This window comes from Algibacter miyuki (genome assembly GCF_030409805.1).
GTDB classification, from domain to species: domain Bacteria; phylum Bacteroidota; class Bacteroidia; order Flavobacteriales; family Flavobacteriaceae; genus Algibacter; species Algibacter miyuki.
Genome location: NZ_JAUFQP010000013.1, coordinates 1,024,099 through 1,048,068 on the forward strand (window position 1 = coordinate 1,024,099; position 23,970 = coordinate 1,048,068).

Annotated in this window: 14 protein-coding genes; 6 read left to right on the forward strand and 8 right to left on the reverse strand. The window is 35.8% G+C overall.

Annotation, left to right across the window (positions count from 1 at the left end):
* The first annotated feature begins 1 nt into the window (after position 1).
* The 3 genes from QWY92_RS16340 to QWY92_RS16350 are packed head-to-tail and all read left to right on the forward strand — an operon-like array spanning position 2 to position 5,131.
* On the forward strand, positions 2-778 hold the full coding sequence (locus QWY92_RS16340) for a sialate O-acetylesterase (protein WP_290273198.1): 777 nt from the start codon (positions 2-4) through the stop codon (positions 776-778).
* A gap of 7 nt (positions 779-785) precedes the next feature.
* Positions 786-2,423 carry a right-handed parallel beta-helix repeat-containing protein gene (locus QWY92_RS16345; RefSeq protein WP_290273200.1) on the forward strand — a complete coding sequence of 546 codons (1,638 nt, stop codon included), beginning with the start codon at positions 786-788 and terminating at the stop codon, positions 2,421-2,423.
* Positions 2,424-2,443: 20 nt separating this feature from the next.
* A complete protein-coding gene (locus QWY92_RS16350) occupies positions 2,444-5,131 on the forward strand; it encodes a glycoside hydrolase family 2 TIM barrel-domain containing protein (protein WP_290273202.1) in 2,688 nt (895 codons plus the stop codon).
* Between the two features lie 95 nt (positions 5,132-5,226).
* Here QWY92_RS16350 and QWY92_RS16355 read toward each other — a convergent pair whose 3' ends face one another.
* Together QWY92_RS16355 and QWY92_RS16360 are read right to left on the reverse strand one after the other, a co-directional pair.
* Positions 5,227-5,619: a response regulator gene (locus QWY92_RS16355; protein ID WP_290273204.1), complete on the reverse strand. Its 393-nt coding sequence runs from the start codon at positions 5,617-5,619 to the stop codon at positions 5,227-5,229.
* A complete protein-coding gene (locus QWY92_RS16360) occupies positions 5,606-7,477 on the reverse strand; it encodes a PAS domain-containing sensor histidine kinase (RefSeq protein WP_290273205.1) in 1,872 nt (623 codons plus the stop codon). The genes QWY92_RS16355 and QWY92_RS16360 overlap by 14 nt, the downstream gene beginning before the upstream one ends.
* Before the next feature lie 334 nt (positions 7,478-7,811).
* Between QWY92_RS16360 and QWY92_RS16365 the strand changes: the two genes are divergently transcribed.
* Positions 7,812-8,258 carry a hypothetical protein gene (locus QWY92_RS16365; RefSeq protein WP_290273206.1) on the forward strand — a complete coding sequence of 149 codons (447 nt, stop codon included), beginning with the start codon at positions 7,812-7,814 and terminating at the stop codon, positions 8,256-8,258.
* 44 nt (positions 8,259-8,302) lie between these two features.
* On the opposite strand, the gene QWY92_RS16370 is transcribed toward QWY92_RS16365, so the two are convergent.
* Both QWY92_RS16370 and recG read right to left on the reverse strand, forming a co-directional pair.
* Positions 8,303-8,884 carry a MiaE family protein gene (locus QWY92_RS16370; RefSeq protein ID WP_290273208.1) on the reverse strand — a complete coding sequence of 194 codons (582 nt, stop codon included), beginning with the start codon at positions 8,882-8,884 and terminating at the stop codon, positions 8,303-8,305.
* 50 nt (positions 8,885-8,934) lie between these two features.
* On the reverse strand, positions 8,935-11,040 hold the full coding sequence (gene recG, locus QWY92_RS16375; protein ID WP_290273210.1) for an ATP-dependent DNA helicase RecG: 2,106 nt from the start codon (positions 11,038-11,040) through the stop codon (positions 8,935-8,937).
* Between the two features lie 107 nt (positions 11,041-11,147).
* Between recG and QWY92_RS16380 the strand changes: the two genes are divergently transcribed.
* A complete protein-coding gene (locus tag QWY92_RS16380; protein ID WP_290273212.1) occupies positions 11,148-13,145 on the forward strand; it encodes a M1 family metallopeptidase in 1,998 nt (665 codons plus the stop codon).
* A 1-nt stretch (position 13,146) separates the two neighbouring features.
* On the opposite strand, the gene QWY92_RS16385 is transcribed toward QWY92_RS16380, so the two are convergent.
* A complete protein-coding gene (locus QWY92_RS16385) occupies positions 13,147-14,142 on the reverse strand; it encodes a PorP/SprF family type IX secretion system membrane protein (protein WP_290273214.1) in 996 nt (331 codons plus the stop codon).
* 13 nt (positions 14,143-14,155) lie between these two features.
* Entirely contained in the window at positions 14,156-20,275 is a 6,120-nt protein-coding gene (locus QWY92_RS16390; RefSeq protein WP_290273215.1) for a PKD domain-containing protein, read from the reverse strand.
* Between the two features lie 197 nt (positions 20,276-20,472).
* Between QWY92_RS16390 and QWY92_RS16395 the strand changes: the two genes are divergently transcribed.
* A complete protein-coding gene (locus tag QWY92_RS16395) occupies positions 20,473-21,390 on the forward strand; it encodes a patatin-like phospholipase family protein (RefSeq protein WP_290273217.1) in 918 nt (305 codons plus the stop codon).
* On the opposite strand, the gene QWY92_RS16400 is transcribed toward QWY92_RS16395, so the two are convergent.
* Both QWY92_RS16400 and QWY92_RS16405 read right to left on the reverse strand, forming a co-directional pair.
* Positions 21,382-21,900: a DUF7935 family protein gene (locus QWY92_RS16400; RefSeq protein ID WP_290273219.1), complete on the reverse strand. Its 519-nt coding sequence runs from the start codon at positions 21,898-21,900 to the stop codon at positions 21,382-21,384. The genes QWY92_RS16395 and QWY92_RS16400 overlap by 9 nt on opposite strands.
* A 414-nt stretch (positions 21,901-22,314) precedes the next feature.
* Entirely contained in the window at positions 22,315-23,859 is a 1,545-nt protein-coding gene (locus tag QWY92_RS16405; RefSeq protein ID WP_290273220.1) for an FMN-binding glutamate synthase family protein, read from the reverse strand.
* Positions 23,860-23,970 lie beyond the last annotated feature (111 nt).

The window sequence follows — 23,970 nt, forward strand, 5'->3', positions numbered from 1 at the left end:
AATGAAAAATTACAAAATACTATTATTGGTGTGTGTGGGATTGTTTTATCAATGTAAATCAACAAATAGTTTAACTAAAAGCGAAGCCAATTCAATGGATCTTTATTTGTGCATTGGACAATCTAATATGGCGGGCCGTGCTCCCATAGAGTTACAAGATCAAGATAGTATTCCAAATGTATTTCTATTTACAGGAAATGAAAACACACCATGGGAAAAGGCTGCAAATCCGTTTAATAAGTACTCTACAATTAGAAAAGATATAAAAATGCAAAAAATAGGACCGAGCTATGGTTTTGCAAAAGAAATGGCACATGCCATGCCTAACAAAAAAATAGGATTAATTGTTAATGCCAAAGGAGGTACCTCTATAGAGCAGTGGGAGCCAGGAAAAACGTTTTATAATGAAGCGATAAGTCGGGCTAAAAAAGCGATGAAAGGCGGTGTTTTAAAAGGAATTATTTGGCACCAAGGTGAAGCTAATTCTAGGAAATACAAACAATATATGCCTAAAATAATGGCATTGATTGAAGCGTTAAGAAATGATTTAAACGCACCTGATTTACCTTTTGTAGCAGGACAATTATCGGCTGATAAACCACAACGGATTAACTTTAATAATATGATTTTAGAGTTGCCAAAACATGTTAAAAATACAGGTGTGGTTACCACTGAAGATACTTCAACTATTGATGAAACCCATTTTGATAGTGCAAGTCAGCGATTGTTAGGTAAGCGATATGCTACTGAAATGTTAAAGTTAATTTCTAACAAATAAAATAATCATGATACTTAAAATTGTAAAAAAGTGTTCTGTTTTGTTTGCATTTATTTTTCAATTTAGTAATGCGCAAACCACTTATTTTGTAGACAATCTTATTGGGGTAGATACAAATAATGGTACTGCTATGGCTACACCGTTTAAAAGCATCGCAAAAATCAATCAATTAGAATTAAAACCAAGCGATTCTATACTTTTTAGAAGAGGCGGGCAGTGGATTGGGAATTTTGTTCCAAAAGGCAGCGGTGCTAAAAATAAACGCATAGTTATTGGTGCTTATGGTTCAGGATCAGCACCGATTTTAGATGCTCAAGGGCGTGTTTCGAAAGGTGAAATAGTTTCTTACACTATTCAGTTATTTAATCAAGAATACATTGAGCTACGCGATTTAAAAATAAAAAATTATGCAGTTTCAGAAACGCCAAGAGCTTATCCGTTAAAAAATAATATTACATACGTTTATGCGCCTAAAATGGGTATTTATATTGAAGGAAGGGATTCAGGAACACTTCACGATATTCAACTTATTAATTTAGAAATTAGCGATGTGAATGGCGATATGAGCACCAAAGATAATGGCGGTGTTTTTGTTGAAATTACAAGAGATAAAAACATTTCAAAACAAGTGAAATCTAATTTTGACGGCTTGTATGTCGAAGGTTGCTATATACATAACGTAGATAGAACGGGCTGGTCTAATAGGTCGGTTTGGGATCGAAGATCTTTAAAAAGTAGTTGGGGAGAAACTTTAGCAAACGGTAAAATCCATAATTGGTATCCAAATACAAACGCCGTTTTTAGAAATAATAAATTCGAAAAAGCGGGCGCCAATGCCTTAATTGTTCGCGTAGCAAAATCCCCTTTAGTGGAGCATTGTTTTTTCACTCACAATGGCATTAAGGGTAGTGGTAACGCTTCATTTCCGTTTAATTGTGATGATGCTCTTTTTCAATATAACGAAGCATCTTACACTTATTATAATACAGAAGCCGATGGTTGGGATCATAAACCAGACGTGGATGCTGGTGGTTTTGATAGCGATTGGAATTGTAAAAACACCATCATTCAGTACAATTACAGTCACCATAATGGGCATGGTGGCATTCTTATTTGTAACGATGGATCTAGTAAAACAAGTTTTAATGATGGCACAATTATCAGGTATAATATTTTTGAAGATAACGGACATCATATTGTAAGAAATTCAGGAACTACAACCAATACCAAAATTTATAACAATGTGTTTTTTGCTGGAAAAATGAATGATTCCGTGCAACTTATTTATCATAAAAGTTGGAACGGGTATCCAGATAAAACCGAGTATAAAAACAATATTTTCTATTCTTTAGGAAAAGGAAATAGATTTGAATTTACCGAAAGCACCAATAATACTTTTGAAGCAAATACTTTCTTCGGAAACATAAAAAACGAACCTGAAGATTTAGCTAAAAGTAAAAAGAATCCACTGTTTAAAAGTGCCGTGACTTCGGGAACACAATGGAAATCGTATTTACGGTTTTTGTTAAAAAATGAATCATCAGATATTAATCAAGGTGTTAAAATTGAAGGCCATCCGATGGAGGATTTTTTAGGAAACCCTATAAAAGGAAGCCCAGACCGCGGCGTATTTGAAAACCAATAACTAAAATATAACTACTAAAAATGACTAAGAAATTATATCTTTTATTATTTGCACTTACTGCTGTGTTTAGCTTGTATGCGCAATCACGTCAAACTTTTACAATCAATAATAATTGGAAATTTTATAAGGGAGATTTAGAAATTTCTAAAAGTTATGCGCTTTCAAAGCAAAATAATACCGATTGGGATATTATTGATATTCCGCACACTTGGAATAATATAGATACTACAGACGATACACCAGGTTATTACCGAGGTGTGGGTTGGTATGAAAAAAGTATTTTTATTACCGAAGAAGAAAACACGAAAACTTTAATCTATTTTGAAGGCGCAAACCAAGTTACCGATGTTTATGTAAATGGTAGTTGGGTAGGGCAGCACAAAGGTGGATACACCAGATTTCATTTTGATATTACGTCTTTTCTAAAATATGGTCAAGACAATATTTTGGCCGTTAAAGTAGATAATAGTCATAATATAGAAATTCCGCCACTATCAGCAGATTTTACATTTTTTGGAGGTATTTATCGCGATGTGTTTCTAGTTAAGCTTAGCGATGTACATTTTTCAATGGACGATTATAGCTCGTCAGGAATATATATAACAACTCCGGAAGTGTCAAAAGCAAAAGCAAAAGTTGAAATAAAAAGCTTAATCAAAAATGAATCGAACCAAAGCAAAACAGTACATGTTGTAAACCGAATTATCAATAAAGATGGCCAAACAATTTCTAAAACAACTAAAAAAGTTAAATTCAGTAAAAGTGAAGAAAATAAAACTGTTTTAGAAGAAATCACTATTGAAAGTCCAGAATTATGGTCGCCAGATCGTCCTTATTTATATCAGATTATCACTCAAATTAAAGATGGGAAAACGGGGCAGTTGTTGGACGAGTCGATTGCCCCTTTAGGGCTTCGCTGGTTTAAATTCGATGCTGAAAAAGGATTTTTTCTAAACGGTGAATATTTAAAATTAATTGGTACCAACAGGCATCAAGATTATTTGAAAAAAGGAAATGCATTATCAGACGAGATGCACATGCGCGATATTCGTTTACTTAAGGAAATGGGTGGGAACTTTTTAAGAATTGCGCATTACCCACAAGATCCAACGGTGCTTGAAATGTGCGATAGACTCGGGATTTTAACTTCTGTAGAAATACCTATTGTAAATGCCATAACCGAATCGGAAGCCTTTACTGAAAATTGTCTTTTTATGGCAGAAGAAATGGTGAAACAAAATTATAACCACCCATCGCTTATTATTTGGGCATATATGAATGAGGTGCTTTTGCGTTTACCGTTTAATCAAAAAACAGAAAAAGACCGTTACGAAATTTACGCCAAAAACGTAACTAAACTCGGGGCTCAAATAGACAAGCATATCCGAAAATTAGACCCAAGTCGTTATACTATGATTCCAAATCATGGAGCGATTAGTCGCTATAAGGACGCCGGTTTAACAAGTGTTCCCATGATACTCGGTTGGAATTTATACCAAGGGTGGTATGGTGGTGTTTTTGATGGGTTTGATAAAAGCCTAGATAAATTGCATAAGCTATTTCCTAATCAGCCTTTAATTGTAACAGAATATGGTGCCGATGTACATCCTAGATTGCATTCCTTCGATTCTAAACGATTTGATTACACGGTTGAATATGGTAATAAATACCATGAACATTACTTAAAGGCTATAGTCGAAAGACCTTTTATTGTTGGAGCTAATATTTGGAATTTAAACGATTTTTATTCAGAATCTAGAGGTTATGCCTTGCCTCGTGCCAATTTAAAAGGGATTACCACTCTAGATAGAGAAAAGAAAGATACTTGGTGGTTGTATAAAACGTTTTTGTCTAATGAACCTGTGGTGAAATTTGGTCAAAATCAATGGAAGATTAGAGGTGGCGTTGCCGAGGCAGGAAAAGATTATTGTACGCAACCTGTAACTGTTTATAGTAATGGTGATGCGGTAGAATTATATCATAATAATATAAAGTACACTGCGCAAGTTCATGATAATATAGCGCGTTTTTCAGTGCCATTTGTAAATGGAGAAAATAGGCTAGAAGCAAAAAGTACTATCAACTCAAAAGAATATATTGATATCTTGGATGTTGATTTTAGGTTAACTCCTAATTTGTTTTCAGAATTTAAAGATGAGTTTTATCAATTAAATGCACTTCTAGGTTCAAAAAGAATGTACGAAGATAAAATGCAAAGTATCATTTGGATTCCTGAAAAGGAATATCAATCTGGTAGTTGGGGATATGTTGGAGGAGAGTCTTACCGACCAAAAACAAAATATGGTGGTTTGCCAAGTTCGGAATTAGATATTATAGATTCAGAAGACGATCCCGTGTATCAAACACAACGCGTGGGCATAGAGCAATTTAAACTCGATGTTCCTGATGGGAAATATGCCGTAACTTTGCATTGGGCAGAATTAGAATCCGATAAAGAACATGAGAAATTGGTGTATAATTTGGGAGACGATAAAGTCTCGGAACGTATTACAGATCGTGAGTTTAATATCCTTGTAAATGGTGACTATATTGAAAGAGGTTTTAATTTAAGAGCACGTTACGGATCGGAAAAGGCTGTTCAGTTGAAATATCAAATATTTGTTTCAGATGGAAAAGGAATTAATATTGATTTTGAAAAAGTTAAAGGTCAACCTGTACTAAATGCCATTCAAGTTAGAAGGCTGTAGAATAAAATTCAAGTAAAATAAAAAAGCATCTCATTATTTTTTCATTTGTATGAAAAAGGGTGAGATGCTTTTCTTTTGTTGTAATTAAAACGTCTTTAATCTGTAAAAACGAGGTCTGTTAGTTTGTCTAAAGTAATCGGTTTTACAATATATTTACTGTCTATATTATAGTTTTTAGCACGTTCAATATCTTCCTCGTTGTTTGAACTTGTAAGGATATAGATGTTTATTTGTTCTTTAGTAGGTATCTGTTTAAAGGCATCTAAAAATTGCCACCCATCCCAAACAGGCATATTTAAATCTAACAATATTAATTCTGGTAGACTATCTCCATTAGCAATTATAGCTTTTAGTTTGTCAAAAGCATCTTTGCCGTTAGAGCATATTAAAATGGACTCTACAAGTCCGGTTAATTTTAAAAAGCGTTTTGTAATATAAACGTGTGTTGGATCGTCTTCTATTATGCAGGCCAGGTTAATTTTTTTCATGATTTAAATATACTTTAAATGTTGTTCCTTTATTTACTTCGCTCGTGACTTCTATTTTTCCACCCAAAGTTTCAATTTGATTCTTGGTAATAAATAAACCAATACCACGTGCATCTTCGTTGCCATGAAATGTTTTATACATACCAAAAAGTTTTTTTTGATGTAATTTTAAATCAATGCCAATTCCATTATCGGAAAATGTAATTACCGTAAATTTACCTTTTTTCTCCGAATTTATATGTAGAAAACTGTCTCTTTTTCCGGAACTATACTTTATGGAATTTGTTATAAGATTTAGTACAATACTTTCTAAATATGCGGGAACACCAAGTACTCGCGCACTGTCGTTTACGGTACTGGTTATGGTAACTTGTTTTTTATCGGCTAGTGGTATTACGGACTCTATTTGTTTATCAATAATGGAGCTTAGCGGTAATACGCTTAAATTTTCTTCGGAAGAAAGGTTTATTTGAACTACTTCTGATAAATGATCGATGGTTTCGTTTAAATTAATGGAAGAGGTTTCTAGTAATTGAATCATTTCATTTTCAAAAAAGCTAGGTTCATCATCTTTTAAAATTTGTAAAAGAGCTGAAATACCACCAGAATGCGATCGTAAATTATGAGATACAATGTGTGCAAAATTTTTCAGACGTTCATTTTGATCTTGAGTAATAGATATAATACGTTTTAATGCATTTTCTTGCTCTTTCAAAAGGGTGATGTCAATAATTTGTGATACAAAATGAAGCACTTGGTCATCGATATCTCTAACAACTGAAACCGCTAAGTGGATAAATATAATTTGTCCGTTTTTATGAAAATAGCGCTTGTCCATTTTATAATGGTCTCTTTCACCACTAATAATTTCGGTTAATAACTTTAAGTCTAGGTCTAAATCTTCAGGATGTGTTATTTCTTGAAAAGATAATTGGTGTAGCTCTTCTTGTGTGTAACCTAATATATCGCAAAGGGTTTGGTTTGTTTTAATCCATTTGCCATTTTTATCTAGTAAAGCCATACCAATGGCTGAGTTTTCAAAATTACCTCTAAAAGCTTGTTCGCTTTGTTCTAGTTTTATTTGAGATATTTTTAAATCGTTAATATCTTGAATTGTGCCATAAACACGTTCGTTTACTTTTCTGCTTCTGTCAGGTATGCCAAGTACTTTAACCCATCGAGTTTCTCCTTGTGCTGTTACAATTTGCAACTCCTGAGTAAAAGGTTCGCTAAAGGATAGCGCTCTAAAAACAAGGTCGGAAATTTTAGTTCTACTATAGCCTTCTTTGTAGAAATCAATACCGGTTTCTAAGCTCGGTTTATAATCTTCTGAGACGCCATGAATAGATTTTGTGGTATTACTCCATGTTATGGTTTTGTTTTCTGTAGATAAATCCCAAAAGCCAATATTGGCTTGCTGGTTGCAACGGTGTAAGAATTCTTCTTTTTCCTTTAACTCCGTAATTTCCGCATGCGAACCAAACATTCTAGTAGGTGTGCCTGCTTCGTTGCGTATCGCAAAACCTTTACATCTAATCCAAATGGTTTTACCCGTTTTATGGGTGTATCTAATGGTTAAGTCGTAAGGGAAATTAGGGTCATTAATATGTTTGTTGTAATTCTCATGAGCAGATTTTAAGTCGTCTTCATTTATAAATTTTTTCCAAGCTCCATTTTCTTTAGGTATTTCTTTTTGAGAGTAGCCTAGTATTTCCCAAAATCGATCATTCATCCATTCATTCTCCCTGTTTTCAAGATCCCAATACCACATACCATCTAGTGAGTGGTTTTGTATGAAATTGAAAATTTCAGGATTTGTCTTTAATGAATCGTATAATTCTTTTTTTAAGTAGTTCATGAATTAGGGAGGGGATTTTGTTTCTAACTTTCATTTTGTTCTTCGGAAGGATTATGCTATCGTAATTCTAACTAGAATAGTTATGCTATTAATGTATGTTTATAATTGTAAATATATACTTTTATGTAATAGCATTTATGTAATTGTGAGTAAAATCTTTGTGTTTAATAAGGGGTTTAATGGTTTTTATCGTATTTTTTTAGTTATTAGGCTGAGATGTAATTATTTGACGAGGTGTAATAAAATGGATTATTTTTAATTTTTTTCCGATAAAACGATTGGTTTTAACGGTTAATTACATAAATTTGCAATGTTGACCTCAAAAAATCTACATATGAAAACTAGAGTTGTATTATTTTGTTTTAGCCTTTTACTAGTAACAAGCTTGGGTTATGCTCAAAAGAAAAAAGAAGCAAAAAGCATTATTAGTGCTAATGTTGCTATTAAAAAGTATCACAATAAAGCCGATTTAGATCGCATGCAAAAAGGTGAACTGTTAGATCTTTATGTAGAACGAATAGAGAGTTTGGTAAAGCTACTGCCTTATATTGCCTTTGCAACTAAGCCAGGGGTTACCATGACTACTTTGGGGATTCCTAATGATAATGATAACAGAAAATCATTGGATGATCAGTTTGAGGCCACTGCCGATTATTTAGAGAAAACAAAAGAATTTCAAAGTCGAATATTACCATATTCGGATACCGATAACCTAGTGGCTGCTATTTTGTTTTATGAAGAAACTATGAAATCACTGCACGAATACAGTGAATTTCATTAGTATATTGTCTTTGTTGAAGGTTTAGAAAAGACGAATTTCATGGGTTAGCCATGAATCGTTTCCGATTTTCCATAATTCTGAATCACTTCACCTTCAAAGTCAATAAGTTCTTGCCAACGTTTATCAACATCTACAGGCTGACCGTATTTTCTAGCAAATCCAATAAAGGTGGTGTAATGTCCAGCTTCGCTAATCATGAGGTCGTGGTAAAACTTCGATAATTCAGGATCTTTAATTTTTTGAGAAAGTAATTTAAAACGTTCGCAGCTCCGGGCTTCAATCATAGCTGAAAACAATAGCCTATCTACCATTGATTGCAGGCGACTACCTCCTTTATTCATAAATTTGTATAGCTCGTTAACATAACTGTCTTTGCGCTCACGTCCGAGCGTAAAACCGCGTTGTTTTATAATTTCGTGCACCATTTGGAAGTGTTCAATTTCCTCTTTCGCTAAAGCAAGTAGGTCGGTAACCAAATCTTCGTGTTCCGGGTTTAGGGTGACTATAGTAATAGCGTTAGTCGCAGCCTTTTGCTCGCACCACGCATGGTCGGTTAATATTTCTTCAATATTCGATTCTACAATATTTACCCAACGTGGGTCGGTAGCTAATTTTAAACCAAGCATGATATTTTATTTTTTTGTAAATGTAAGTATTTGTGGTAGGCTAGTAAAACCTAACTAATATAATTCCATATATTTTTATACTTCGTTAAGGCTTTGTACATGTTTAAAATCACTAGGTTTTCTGGTTTCGATAAACTTTTATCGTGCTTTAATATGTTTTTGGCATGGTATCTCGCGTGTTGTAAAATGTCATTATCCTTAATGATGTCTGCAATTTTTAGATTTAACACACCGCTTTGTTGTGTGCCCATAATATCGCCAGGCCCACGAAGACGTAAATCTACCTCGGCAATTTCAAACCCGTCATTGGTTTTAACCATGGTTTCTAGGCGTTTCTTGCTGTCTTGGCTCAATTTGTAGCCCGTCATTAAAATACAATAGCTCTGTTCAGCTCCACGTCCCACACGACCGCGTAACTGGTGTAATTGCGATAAACCAAACCGTTCGGCGCTTTCAATAATCATTACAGATGCGTTAGGCACATTTACACCAACTTCAATTACGGTGGTAGCCACCATAATTTGAGTTTCGCCTTTTATAAAACGTTGCATTTCGAATTCTTTATCGGCAGGCTTCATTTTACCATGTACAATAGAAATTTGATATTCCGGCATTGGGAAATCTCTAGAGAGACTTTCGTATCCGTCCATCAAATCTTTATAATCCATTTTTTCGTTTTCTTTAATCAATGGATAGACCACGTAAACTTGACGTCCTAATTTAATTTCATCACGAATAAATCGGAATACATTTAGTCGGTTTTTATCATAACGATGAACCGTTTTTATGGACTTTCTTCCAGGTGGTAATTCGTCAATTATCGAGATGTCTAAATCACCATAAACCGACATCGCTAATGTTCGCGGAATAGGGGTAGCCGTCATCACCAAAACATGTGGTGGCGACGTATTTTTGTGCCACAATTTACTCCGTTGTGCTACGCCAAAACGATGCTGTTCATCAATAATAGCGAGTCCTAAATTTTTAAATTTCACCTTATCTTCAAGTAGCGCATGTGTGCCAATTAATAGCTGTAATTCGCCACTTTCCAATTTTTCATGAATAATTTTTCGTTTTGAAGTTTTAGTTGAGCCTGTTAGTGTTTCAATGCTGATATTCAGTTCTTTAGATAATTCTTGTAGTCCGTTGTGATGTTGGGCTGACAAAATTTCAGTCGGCGCCATTAAGCAGGCTTGGAAACCGTTGTCAAGCGCCATTAATGTTGACATGAAGGCGACTATGGTCTTTCCGGAGCCAACATCGCCCTGTAAAAGTCGATTCATTTGCGCATTACTTCCTAAATCGGATCTAATTTCTTTTAAAACACGTTTCTGTGCACCCGTTAAATCGAAGGGTAAATGATCTTTAAAAAAGGTATTGAAATAGGTGCCTACTTTATCAAAAGGAAAGCCTTTTATTTTTGATTTATGAATTAAATTTTTAATAATTAATTGTAGTTGAATATAAAATAATTCCTCAAATTTTAAGCGAAATTGTGCTTTGGAAAGTAGCTCCTGACTCTTTGGGAAATGAATGTTAAAAAGGGCTTCACTTTTACTAATTAATTTTAATTCTGAAAGTAAATCTTCTGATAAAGTTTCAACAAATCTACCGTTGGTATCAATGAAAATTTGCTGCATTATTTTGCTAATCATCCTGTTTGAAACTCCTTTATTCGAAAGTTTTTCGGTAGAAGGATAAACTGGTTGCATTGCCGAACGCATGTTTTTTTCGTGCTCCTCCAGCAGTTCTAGGTCTGGATGCGGCATACTGTATTTTCCACCAAAAGCATTTGTTTTTCCAAATGCAACGTACTCTTTATGTAGTTTTAGGTTTTCACGAATCCATTTTTGGCCACGAAACCAAACTAATTCCATGGCGCCAGTTTCATCAACAAATGTGGCTACCAAACGTTTGCCGCGTTTTTGTGCTACTTCGGTAAATTTGGTTATTTTTCCAATAACCTGAATTTCGGCAGTATTGGGTTGTAATCCCTTTATTTTGTAGTATTGTGTGCGGTCTATATAGCGATTTGGAAACAGGTTTATTAAATCTTGATAGGTATGAATACCGAGTTCTTTCCGCAGTAAATCTGCGCGATTCGGGCCTACGCCTTTTAAATAATCTATGGGGGTTTGCAGGTAATTACTTTTCACTGAACTAAACTAGAAATAATTATTAAACTACAATAATTTTGATGCGAGTTTTTAACTTTCTAGGCTGAAAACAGTTATATTGGTGCTGTTTTTGAAGGGATTTATTTATGAGATTGTATTTTGTTTTGTTTTTTGCCGTTTTTAATTATGCCGTTGCGCAACAGGCGGAATACGTGAATTTCATAAAGGCTCAGGCTAATATTTCTTTTGGGGACTTAAGTAAAAAAGAAGTTGAAGGAGAAATAACTTATCAGTTTGAAATTCTAAAAAACACCGATTCGGTTTATATTGATGCTAAAAATTTCGATGCTATTTCTTATGTTTTAGATGAAACATTTTCAGGTTACGATTATAATGGTAAACATTTGATTATAAGGCGTAATTTTAAAGAAAACACGAAGCATAACGTTGTTGTTTCATTTAAAACGCGACCTAAAAAAGCGATGTATTTTATAGATTGGGAATACCCTGATGGTAATAAGCAGGTTTGGACGCAAGGCCAAGGTAAATACACTAGCAATTGGTTGCCGAGTTTCGATGATATGAATGAAAAAGTAGAATTCGATTTAAATATTTCGTTCTCTAAGAATTACGAGGTTATTGCCAACGGAAACCTTGTAAATAAAGTAACAACAGGTGATTTGAGTACTTGGCATTTCGATATGAAACACCCCATGTCGAGCTATTTATTGGCAATAGCTATAGGTAAATACAGTAAAAACACTACGGTTTCTAAAAGTGGTATTCCTTTAGAAATGTATTATTACCCTGAAGATTCCTTGAAATTTGAACCTACATACCGCTATACAAAGCGCATGTTCGATTTTTTAGAAGATGAAATTGGCGTAAATTTTCCGTGGCAGAATTATAAGCAAATTCCGGTAAAAGATTTTCTTTATGCCGGTATGGAAAACACTAGTGCTACGCTGTTTTCTGATGCTTTTGTAGTAGATTCTATAGCTTTTGTAGATAAAAATTATGTGAACGTCAATGCTCACGAATTGGCACATCAATGGTTTGGCGATTTAGTTACTGAAACTTCCGGGACGCACCATTGGTTACAGGAGGGTTTCGCGACTTATTACGCGCTTTTGGCAGAACGTGAGGTATTTGGACACGATTATTATTTCGGGCGTTTATACGAGTACGCCCAAGAGTTATTAGCGCAAGATACGGCTGGCGAAAGCACCTCGCTTTTAAACCCAAAATCGAGTAGTGTTACATTTTACAAAAAAGGAGCTTGGGTGCTGCATATGTTGCGCGAGCGTGTTGGTGATAAGGCTTTTAAATTAGGTGTGAAAAATTACTTATTGAAATATCAATTCAAAAATGTTGAAACTGAAAACTTTATAGATGAAGTAGAGCAGACTAGTGGCATCGATTTAAGTCTGTTTATAGAAAACTATTTGATTGATACAGCCTTTTTTAAGGATGAATTAATCAAAGAATCTGAAGCTGTTTTGAAAAATTTAAGGTTGAAAAATGAAACGTTTTTGACAGAGCCGCCTTCTGAGCTTGAGGTCAATTTTTTGAAATGGGATTCAGTTTACGGCGGTATGAGTGATTTTGCGCGTATCGATTTTTTTCAAACTCTAATGAAGGATTCTGTAATTGATAAAACACGTTTGTTTCGAGGAATTCTGAATTCAGAAGATATTAAAATACGTCAGTTAGTGGCGCAAAATTCACCTAAAATTCCTTTAGAGTTAGAGTCTGAATATGAAACCTTGTTGACAGATGGATCTTACGTGACTATAGAAACAGCCTTATATAATCTGTGGGTTAATTTTCCGCGCAAGCGAAACGTTTATTTGAATTCAACTAAAAATATTGAGGGGTTTAAGGATAAAAATGTTCGACAATTGTGGTTAACTTTAGCTTTAGTAACCGATGGTTTTGAACCAGAAAATAAAGCTAAATATTTTGAAGAATTAACCCGGTATACCAGCCCTAATTATGGTTTTGAAATACGTCAAAATGCGTTTCAATATTTACATCAAATACAGGCTTGTAACGCGCTTTGCAATAAAAACTTAGAGAATGCGACGAAGCATCATAATTGGCGGTTTTCTAAGTTTGCTAAAACGCTTCTTAAATCGGAATAATTTACTTTCTACGTTCTAAATTTGCTGGGTTTCTACAGGTTAAGCAACCTGTTAAATAGGTCACTGAGAATTCAAATACTCCATCTGTTCTACCAATATTTGTGGTATTGATATCATAAGAAAATCCAAATCTTAAATTCTCCATTTCTAAACCAATAAAAGCATTTACTGAGGTTAATAAATGGCTATTCGCATCGTTTTTCGCTGGATTGGTAACTGCTGTTGCGCCTAATAATAGTTTTTGTAATTGGATGTTTGTGCCAATGTCTAAACGATTGTAAGCGCCTTGTTGCATGTAATTCATGGACAGAAGCATATCATTACGATCAAAATACGGAAATTTGTAATTGGCATGTATGGAATAAAAAATATCTAAGGGTGCATTACCATTTTCAACAAAAGAAATATTAGGTTTATTAAGGTGTTTTATGGAAGCGCCGAGCCATAAATCGGTGTCGTTTCGTAGGTTTCTTTTATCGAAAACAAAACCTGCTGTAAAATCCATAAACATAATTTTATCGTTGGCATTTGGTGCTAATGGGTCGGCACTATTCGGGTTAATAATACCAGAATTAATATTGATTTGATCGGATAAAAGAATGTTGTTAAAATTAAAGGATTTCTGACCAAAACCAGCTTCAATTGCAGGTCTAAAATACCAATCGTTTGAGAGTTCTACATGATATGCAAAATTTAAATTAGCCTGTAAATGGTTGTAATTGGTATTGTTTTCATGCTGATTCATGATGCTAAACCCAATACCGCCAAGGTTTTCAATCCATGTGTTGTAAAATGCATACTCTGTGTTGACGCGCAAATCTAAGCTAGGCCATTGTGTACGATGAATTACTCCGAAATATGCGGCATCTTCAAACCCTGAAAACCCAGGGTTTAATGTTTCAGGTACTAGAAAGTACTGTGAAAAAATGGGGTCTTGTGCGTTGGCTTTAAAATAAAAGCAACTTAAGATTAATAGTATTGAGAGTTTTAATTTCATCTTACGTATTGCTTTATTTTATAGATACAAATTTACCTTTCTCAGTAATGATTTTACCGTAAGAGGTTTTTGCTTTTAGTGTAAAATAGTAATTGCCGTTTTCGGCTTCGGTATCTTTAATTTTTCCGTTCCAGCCTGTTAAATTATCACCTGTTTCACTATAAATTAAGCTGCCCCAAGTGTCATAAATATGAAACTCGAAATCGTTTAAAGCTTTAGTTTCTGGGTGGAAATAGGCATTCATAGTATCTCCGTTTGGGGTAAAGGCGTTCGGCATAATTAAATCGTAACCTTTGGTAACATCAATATTTATTGTTTTCGTGTAAACGCAACCAAAAGGATACGTTACGGTTTGTGTAACGGTATAGTTGGCTTCATTTAAATAGGTGTGTTCGGGGTTTTCTTCGGAAGAAAAGGTACCATCTCCAAAATCCCAACTTACAGCAATAAAATCACCTGTTGCTGTGTTTGTAAATTGTATAGGATCGTGTATGGAATAAAATCCGAAATTGCTTAATGTATTTGATGTTACGTTGAAATCCGCATCGCCTAATACAGGAATCTCAACTTGGTAAGATAGGTTGGTGGTACAGCCGATATTATCGGTAACTTCAATAATAACAAGTCCGTTAAAATCGGTGTTCATTAGTTGTCCGCTGCTACCACTAACGGTTCCGCTAGACCAAGTGTAACTGTATGGTGGCACACCTCCAGAGGCTTGCGCTTCAAAAGTTTGCTGCACAGTTTTGGCGTCGCAATCAAATATCGTGTTTGTGTTGACGTCTATTTCAAGAGGTTCAAAACGATTAATAGTCCAATTTCCTGAGATATCACAACCATTAGCATCGGTAACTAAAACCGAGTAATCACCAGGTGGAATATTGTTTAAATCTTCCGTAGTAGCACCATTAGACCATAAATAAGTTAAGGGTAAAGTGCCTCCGGTGACAATCAAGTTTATTTGTCCGCTATTAGCATTTGCACAGTCGAGTGCGTCTGTTGTATTCCCCGAAAGGGTTAATGCATCAGGTTCTGTAATGGTGAATGTTTCTGTTATTTCACATGGTGTACCATCAGTAATTGTAACAGTATATGTGCCAGGGCCTATGTTATTACGTTCTACGCCTGCGGAAGGATCGTCGTTCCAAACCAGATTTACGGGAGTTATACCACCGACTAGATTTAAAACAATACGACCGTCGTTAGCTCCAAAACAAGACACGTTTGTTATGGTTGGTGTAATTTCGAAAACAGGTACTTCTTCAATAATAACGGTAGCTTCTTTTTCACAATTAGTGGCGTCGGTAACCGTAATAATGTAAGTGCCGGGAGATAAATTGCTTTGTGAGTTTCCAGAGCCTAAATTGCTCCAAGCTATGGTATATGGTGCGTTTCCGCCGGTGATGTTGTTAATGGTTATCGAGGCATCATTATCGCCATAACATTTAATTTCTGTTGCGGTATAATCTATGATAATCTCGGTGCTTTCAGTTAAAATAACGTTGAGTGTATCAGTACAATTGGATTTATCGGTAACAGTGACTTGGTAAGTTCCAGCTATTAATCCTGTTACGTTTTGTTGATTGCTTGTGAAGCCGTTGGGGCCTTGCCAAGTATAAGTATAGTCAAAAACACTTGGAGATACCTCAATTGGGCGACCACCTGTAGTGTTTATGTTTATTGAGCCAGTAGAAAAACCGAAACAATCAATGTTAGTTTGATTTACTAAAGTAACGTCTAATACAGTTGGTTCTATAATTTCAAAATCTTGAGTAATAGGTGAGCAACTACGGGCATCGGTTACGGTAACTTCGTAATCTCCTGGAGCTAAATTGTTTAAATCTTCAGTATTGGCAAAAGGGCTGCCGTTTCTCGTCCATGCATAGGTGTAAGGTGCCGTTCCTCCTGAAATTTCAATACCAATACTACCATCGTTAGCACCAAAACAAGAGATGGTTTCAGGATTAAAATTGATATTACTGAAAATTAATTCATCCGGTTCTTTGATGTTTAATGTTTCTGTAAACGGGCAACCGCCATCATCTAAAATATTTACGGTGTAGTCACCAGGTTCTAGATTTGAAATATCTTCGGAAGTACTACTGAAGCCATTTGGTCCCGACCATGATATTTGGTAAGGATTTCCTGTTGAAAACGGAACGCCTCCAGAGATAGAAATATCTAAAGCACCGGAATTAGCACCGAAACAATTGCTATTAGTTATAGTTGAGCTTATGCTAATTGAAGGGTTTACCGTGATCGTTACAGTGAAATTGTTGCCAACACAAATTCCTGAGGTTGGTGTTACGGTATAAGTAACAGTTGAAGGGGTTGTGGTATTATTGGTTAAAATTTGATTAATGCTACTTTGCGGGCTGTTTTCCGCGGAAGCGCCAGAAATTGTACCAGTTGGGGTTATAATAGGAGCTGTCCAGGTATATGTGGTGCCCGTTGGAACTATATTTCCTGCGGAGTTGCTAGGCGTAACGCTGAATGAAGTGCCACTACAAATAATATCCGAAGTATTATTGATGCTTGGCGTTTGATTGATGATTATTTCAGCAACATCCGAAGTAATTAACGTACAGCCTCCCGAACTAAATGTGATTACAACATAGTAATAGTTGCTAGTCGCTGTTCCGGATGGAGGGTTAAAACTAGATCCTATTTCACCTGAAATAGGGGAGCCTGTATTAGTGTCGTTTGTACTGTTAGAGTACCATTGATATGCAGGTGTGCCAACGCCATCGGTATAAGACACTGATAAGGGGTTTATCACATCGCCCAAGCAGTAGGTTGCAGAAACAGGTTGTGCGGTAATGGCTGGAGCAGCGTTAACTACAACTTCTGCCGTGTTGCTTGTTGTATTGCAATTGAAACTGGTTTGTGAAATTTCAGCATAATAATACAAGGTCCCAATAGTTGATGTTGGAGGTGTAAATATATTGCTTGTTGCGCTTGTGATTAACGTTCCGCCAGAATTACTATTCACGGAATTACTATACCATTGATAGGTGTAGCTTGAACCAATACCATCAGAAACTGAAACTTCTAAATTTTGAGGGGCAATGCCTTGGCAAAGGGTTTGTGTTGGAGTGGGTTGAGTGTTAACTACAGGGGTATTGGAAACAATAACTTCGGAAACATCACTCGTAATTGGACTGCAGCCGCTCCCGTTTAAGGAAATCATAATATAATAATAGTAGTTTCCTGCTAAAGTAAAAGCTGGTGGTGTATAATTGATATTGTTGGCTCCTGAAATTGCAATGCCACCGGTGTTTGAGTTTGTACTATTGCTGTACCATTGATACGACACAGTGCCAGTGCCACCAGAATGTGTTACGCTTAGCGCGGAAGGAATGGTGCCGCCAATACAAATGTTTTGTGAATTTAAAGGTTGACTGTCTATTTGTACACCTTCAACAATTTCTACGCGTGCAGTCTGTGAAGTAATTTCATCGCATCCAGCACCCGATGTAAACGATGCAATAACATAATAGTAAGTTATTCCGGTAGGTGTGTTTGACGGTGTAAAACTGTTTGATGTTTCCAAAGGAATAAGAGTTCCAGTAGTATTATCATCTGTTGTATTGGAGTACCATTGATATGCAGGTGTTCCTGGACCATTTACTGAAACTGTTAAATCTGTAACCGCCCCATTTAAACAAATGGTTTCGGGTTGTGGTTGAGTTGTAAATTCTGGCGCGGGTTCTACGGTAATAATCAAATTAACGGGTGTTCCATCACAGCCACCAATAGAAGGGGTGATTGTAAAAGTAACGGCTTCGGAAGTAGTGTTGCTGTTGGTTAATGTTTGTAATGGAATAACATCCGATGTTCCAGACGCTGTATAGCCGGAAACAGCTGTAGGCGCTGTAGCGATCCAAGTATATGTGGTATTTGCAATGTCAGAAGTTAGTGTAACTGCATTGGTGTCTGTTCCGGAACAAATGGTTTGCGTTAAATTGGTATTGGTGATATTCGGAATTGGATTTATCGAAAACGTTTCTTTATCTGTGGTTGTTCCACAACTTGAAGTCACGCTAAATGTAATTTCGTAGTCGCCAGATGTTGCGTAAGTGATGGTTCCGGGATCTAAAGTGTTTGCTGTAGCAGGCGATCCTCCAGGAAAATTCCAAGCATAAGTTAATACTTCCGAAGCAGGTGCACAGCTGTCAACTGTGGCTATAGGTGTTATAGATGCCGAACCGCAAACATCGGCAATGGAGTTAATTGTTGCTTTTGGAGGTTGTTTGACTTCTATGGTTTGTGTGGTATCACTACTTCCGCATGAATTAGTAACGGTTAGTTTTAAATTGTAAGTTCCGGAGGTTTCAAAGTTAAAAGTAGGTGCTGCAGAGTTTTCATCAGTTCCGCCAGTGAATGTCCATTGTTCTGCTCCAGTGGCGCAAAGTCCAGAAGTATAGGTTACTTCCCAAAGGTATTCTTCTCCTCCACAACTTTCTGATAAGTCGGTGGTGTTTGTAGTTTGCACGGCGAGTGGTGCGCAACCTTCGGTATTGTTTAGGTTGAAATTGGCAATGAGTTGAGGTTCTATACAAATGTCTTGTTGGAAATCAGTTTTGGCACAGATTCCATTGTCTGCTGTTAATGTTACAGAGTAATTTCCTGAATTTAGATAAGTATGATTGACAGAGTTATAATTGTTAGTTACAATTTCTGGAGAGCCATCACCAAAATTCCATGTGAATTCTATAAAGTCAGAACAATCATAAGAAGAAGCGGTGTCAGAGGTATTTGTGAAAAGCACTGGGGTATTGAGGCATGCAATATCATCCGCTTCAAATTTGGCATCTGTGTTTTTTAGTATTCTTATACCTCCCGAGTTACCAGGAGTTGTTGCGCAAGAGTTTTGGATAAAAATGGTAGCTTCAAAATCACTAGGGCAATTTGATGAAGAGTAGGTGTGAGGTATTGGGAATGGAGTAGAATTTTTTGGGTCGGTAGCATTATAATAACTTGTGCTTATCATGTCTTCTTGTAAAAAAACAGATGTTGTACCATCTCCATAGTTGATTTCATAGGTGGTGTCAATGGAATTAGCTCCCCAGTTAGACGAAATCGTGAACCCTATTTCGGCTGGGGCACATAGGTTTTGAGTACTTCCTGGACTAACAATATTACCTTGAGGGTTTGATGCGTTTTTTACAATATAGGTTTTTGTGTTTTCGCAGCCATTACTACCTGTGCCTGTAATTTGCATTTTAAAAGTATTGGCGTAAGTATAAGTATGTGTTAATGTTGGAGTGTTAAAAGGTTCAGAAGTGCCATCTCCCCAGTCTACAGTGTATCCTGTTACGCAGGTTGGTCCAGTTATGTTTTCTACTGTTATTGTGAAATTTTCATCAGAAGAAGTATTTGAGCAATTGTTGAAGAATTGGGCGGGATTAGAAAAGTTGAAATCTTTAAATTCAATGTCAGGTTTGTCTATTACTGAAATATTTTTTGTTACGGTATTAGTACAGCCATTATCATCTGTCACTGTTAGGGCGACACTGAAAGTGCTAGTTGCACAGCCTAAAGCGGTGAATTTATGTATAGGATTTTCGCTTGTTGAAGTTGTACCATCTCCGAAATTCCAACTGTATGTAAAAGGTCCGTTTCCAGTAGCGTTAGAGGTAAAGGCAATTGAAGTCCCAGAGCAGGTGTTATTATTGTTGAAGCTGAAATCAATCGTTGGTTCGCTAATAACCACGGTAACGGTTTTGTTAATGGTTGTGATTTCGTTGGCAGCATCACGAACAGAAATAAGTTTGTAAACAAAACTACCAGTAGTAGAGGTGTTTCTATTGATAGTGGACGTGTTTCCCGTTGAGGTTATGTCTATGTTCGCTCCTCCATTTATATTATAGGTAAAAACATATGGAGCAGCGCCGTTACTTCCTGTAAAAGTGATTTCAGGTTCTGGAGATGCATTTTTACAAACCGTTGCATTCCCCGAAATACTAGCGGAAGGTGGCAGCGGCGTAACTATTAGGTGCTCACTTTCTAAAGAAATTCGCGGGTTTAAAGCCGTGGTTTCCATGGTTTCTGTTTCATTTTGGGTTAGGCCAAAATAGAGCGTAGATGCTATAAGTGAAAATAGCAAAGCTTGAAGAGTGAAATTCTTCATAAGGTTAGGTTGGTTAATAGCTGACACTAAAGTAATTATTTTTTTGCGTTGTCATCGAAAAACTACAATTTAAATGTGTTTTTTCAGAAATATTATTAATTGGAGTATTAATTTTTGTAATTCTTAGTGGTGTAAGTTTTAATTGAAAAATAAGCTATCTCTAAATTCTTGTTTATATTTACGCATAAAATTTTTAGATGAAAGCATTAGTTATATCGGGTGGAGGAAGTAAAGGCGCTTATGCAGGAGGTGTGGCTCAATATTTGATGCAACATGAGGGGCGCGAATACGATATGTATTTAGGTACATCTACCGGCAGTTTATTGGTGCCGCATTTGGCTGCTGGTAAAATTGAAAAAATATACGATGTTTTTACTAATGTTAAACAGAGTAACATTTTTAGTATCGATCCTTTTGTAAAACGGAAGAATGGCGATCGAGAATATGTTACCATCAACTACTTTAACACCTTAATACAGTTTATTAAAAGTAAGCGTACTTTTGGTGAAAGCACAGCGCTTAAACGGTATTTGAAAAAACATTTTACTAGAGAAGAATTCGACTTAATTAAAGCAACTAAAGACGTTATTGTTACGGTGTCTAATTTATCTAAAAATAGAGTAGAGTATAAGTCTATTAAGGACTTTACTTATGATGAGTTTTGCGAATGGATCTGGATTTCTTGTAATTATATTCCGTTTATGTCTTTGGCGAAGGTGAATGGTTTTGAGTATGCCGACGGTGCTTTTGGTTGTGTTGTGCCTATTCGGGAGGCTATTTTACGTGGAGCTACCGAGGTTGATGCCGTAATTTTAGAATCGGAAAATATGGAATATAATAAGGTGCTTGGTAAAAACCCATTTTCGTTAATGCTGAATTTATTTGGGCATTTATTAGATCAGGTGGAGCGTAGTGATATTGCTATTGGTAAGTTAGCAGCCAAATACAAAAATGTGCAACTTAACTTGTATTATACACCTTCGAAACTTACAGAAAACTCATTGATTTTCAATAAAAAACACATGACTACGTGGTGGCAGCAAGGTTTTGATTATGCTGAAGCTAAAAGCAAACAAGCACGTTCTAACGAGTTGCGCCCTGATATTTTACCATAAATCGGACACTTCATTTTTTATAAAGGATAAGGCTGCATCGGTGGGGGCAAGTCGGTCCATCATTTCAGTTAAAATAACTTCTCTTAATTTATTTGCAGTATCTGTTTTTTCTAACAAAGTCGCTTTTCTTATCAATTGAATCGTGGCGTTTTTCGATGCTGTTACAATACTCCAACACTTATCGCTTATATAAATTTGTTGCGATAAATTATGTTCAAATTCTTGTTCGATGCTCTGTATCAGTAAAGCTTCGTAATGTTCTTTATTTGTAGATGTTGGAGCGACACGAATAAGTAATTTTGAAGGGGTAATACGCTCAAGAAATAAGGCCATGCGCTCGTAAGCTTGCAGACGTAAAGGTAGTGCGTTTACTTGCAGGTCTTTTTGGAGTAAAAAACGTCTTCGGCCATCTTCATTTTTAATGTGTTCTCTAAAAAAGTAAAAGGCGATTAATCCCGTAATTATCGAAGGGATTATATACATGATGAGGTTTAATAGCTGTGCTGTCATAGGCTTAATAATACACTTACAAACATAAGGTGTTTTTTTATAAAAACATAAGATTTTCTAATGCTTGCATGAAATAACACTTTCGTTGAACCAAAAAATGTTGTGAGTAAATACATCTATCGAACATTATATTATAGATAATATTTTGCCAAAGCTGTTAACTTTTTCAACCTAATTTTTTTACACAAATAGGAGTAATGTTTTGCAATACAAAACAAATCTAACTGTTAGTATTGCCGACGTTAATATTATATAGGAACAATGCAAACGGACGCTAATGGTATGGTTGAGCTTTTATAGATTTCCAGGAAGCATAAAAAAAAATTGAATAACAATACACGTCATTAGAGATATGTAAAGCACTAATGAGACTTAAAATTAAAAGCCATTTCTTTTAAAGAAATGGCTTTTTTTTTATTTTCCACCAAGAAACGGACAGTCTTTTAGGCTTTGCATGCCCGTAAAAGGAACTTTTGTTTTTTCGTACATGTAGGTGCGACTTAAATCTTTAGCAAGGTCGTTGCCATCGATATTAATTTCTATATCAGTCATTTTAAACTGACACGGATGTTCGTAACCTGCAGCATGAGAAATCTCTATTAATTCTTTTCTAAAAGTCTTATAATATTGCGCTAAACGTTGCGCTTTTATTTCAGGATCTATACCGTTTTGCAACCATTTATTTTGGGTGGCAATACCTGTAGGGCAACGGTTAGTGTGGCAAATTTGTGCTTGTATACAGCCAATACTCATCATAGATTCTCGAGCAACATTAATGCAATCTACCCCCATAGCAAAGGCCATAGCAGCTTTTGCAGGAAAACCTAGTTTTCCACTACCAACGAATACAATGCGTTCGCTTAATCCTTTATCTTTAAATAGTTTGTATAAATCTGAAAAACCATAAACCCAAGGAAGAGAAACATGGTCGGCAAAACTTGGTGGCGCTGCTCCGGTACCACCTTCGCCACCGTCTACGGTAATAAAATCGGGGCCTTTACCGGTTTTTTGCATAATATCGGCAAGCTCTTTCCATTGGTCTAATTTCCCAATAGCAGCTTTTATACCTACAGGTAATCCTGTGGCTTCAGCAATTTCCTCGATAAATTCAACCATTTCTTGTACGTTAGAAAATGCTTTGTGATTTGGAGGTGAAAGCACATCTTTTCCTATTTCAACATGACGAATTTCTGAAATTTCCTGTGTTATTTTTGCGCCTGGTAATACGCCGCCTTTTCCAGGTTTTGCACCTTGCGAAAGCTTAATTTCAATGGCTCGGATAAAAGGTTTTTTCGCAACTAATTCTACTAGTTTTTCTAATGAAAATCCACCATCAGGATTACGTACACCAAAATAACCGGTTCCAAAATGAAAAATAACATCGCCGCCATGACTGTGATATGGCGATAAGCCTCCTTCACCTGTATTGTGGTAAGCGTCTGCAATTTTTACGCCTTTGTTCATCGATTCTACAGCTTTTGCTGAAAGGGATCCGAAACTCATGGCCGAGACATTAATTACCGATGCCGGACGAAATGGTTTTCTACGCTGATTGAATTCTCCCATCACTTTGGCACATGGAAGAAAGGAGTTATCCACTTTATTAGGGTGATTTTCGTCTTTAATTTCATAAGGCATCATCGCATTATGAACAAAAAAATGCTGATGCTGAAAGATGTCACGGTCGGTACCAAAACCTTCGTAGTTATTTTCTTTCTTTGCTGAAGCGTAAATCCAACCACGTTCAATACGGTTAAATGGTAATTCTTCCCGGTTGTTGGCTACAAAATACTGACGCATTTCTGGTCCAATACTTTCTAACCAATATCTTAAATGGCCAACAATTGGGAAGTTGTGACTTATAGTGTGGTGTTTTTGTAAAACATCACGAATGGCAATTACGGCTAGGGCAATTAATACCCATACCCACCAAGAAATGTTTCCGATAAAATCTAACATACGTTTTTGAGGTTTTAATTTAGGAATTTAGACGTAAAGATATTTAAAACTTAAATATTTAATGGAATTGTTCATAATTTTTATGAATTCAATCTTAAAAAATGCTGAACA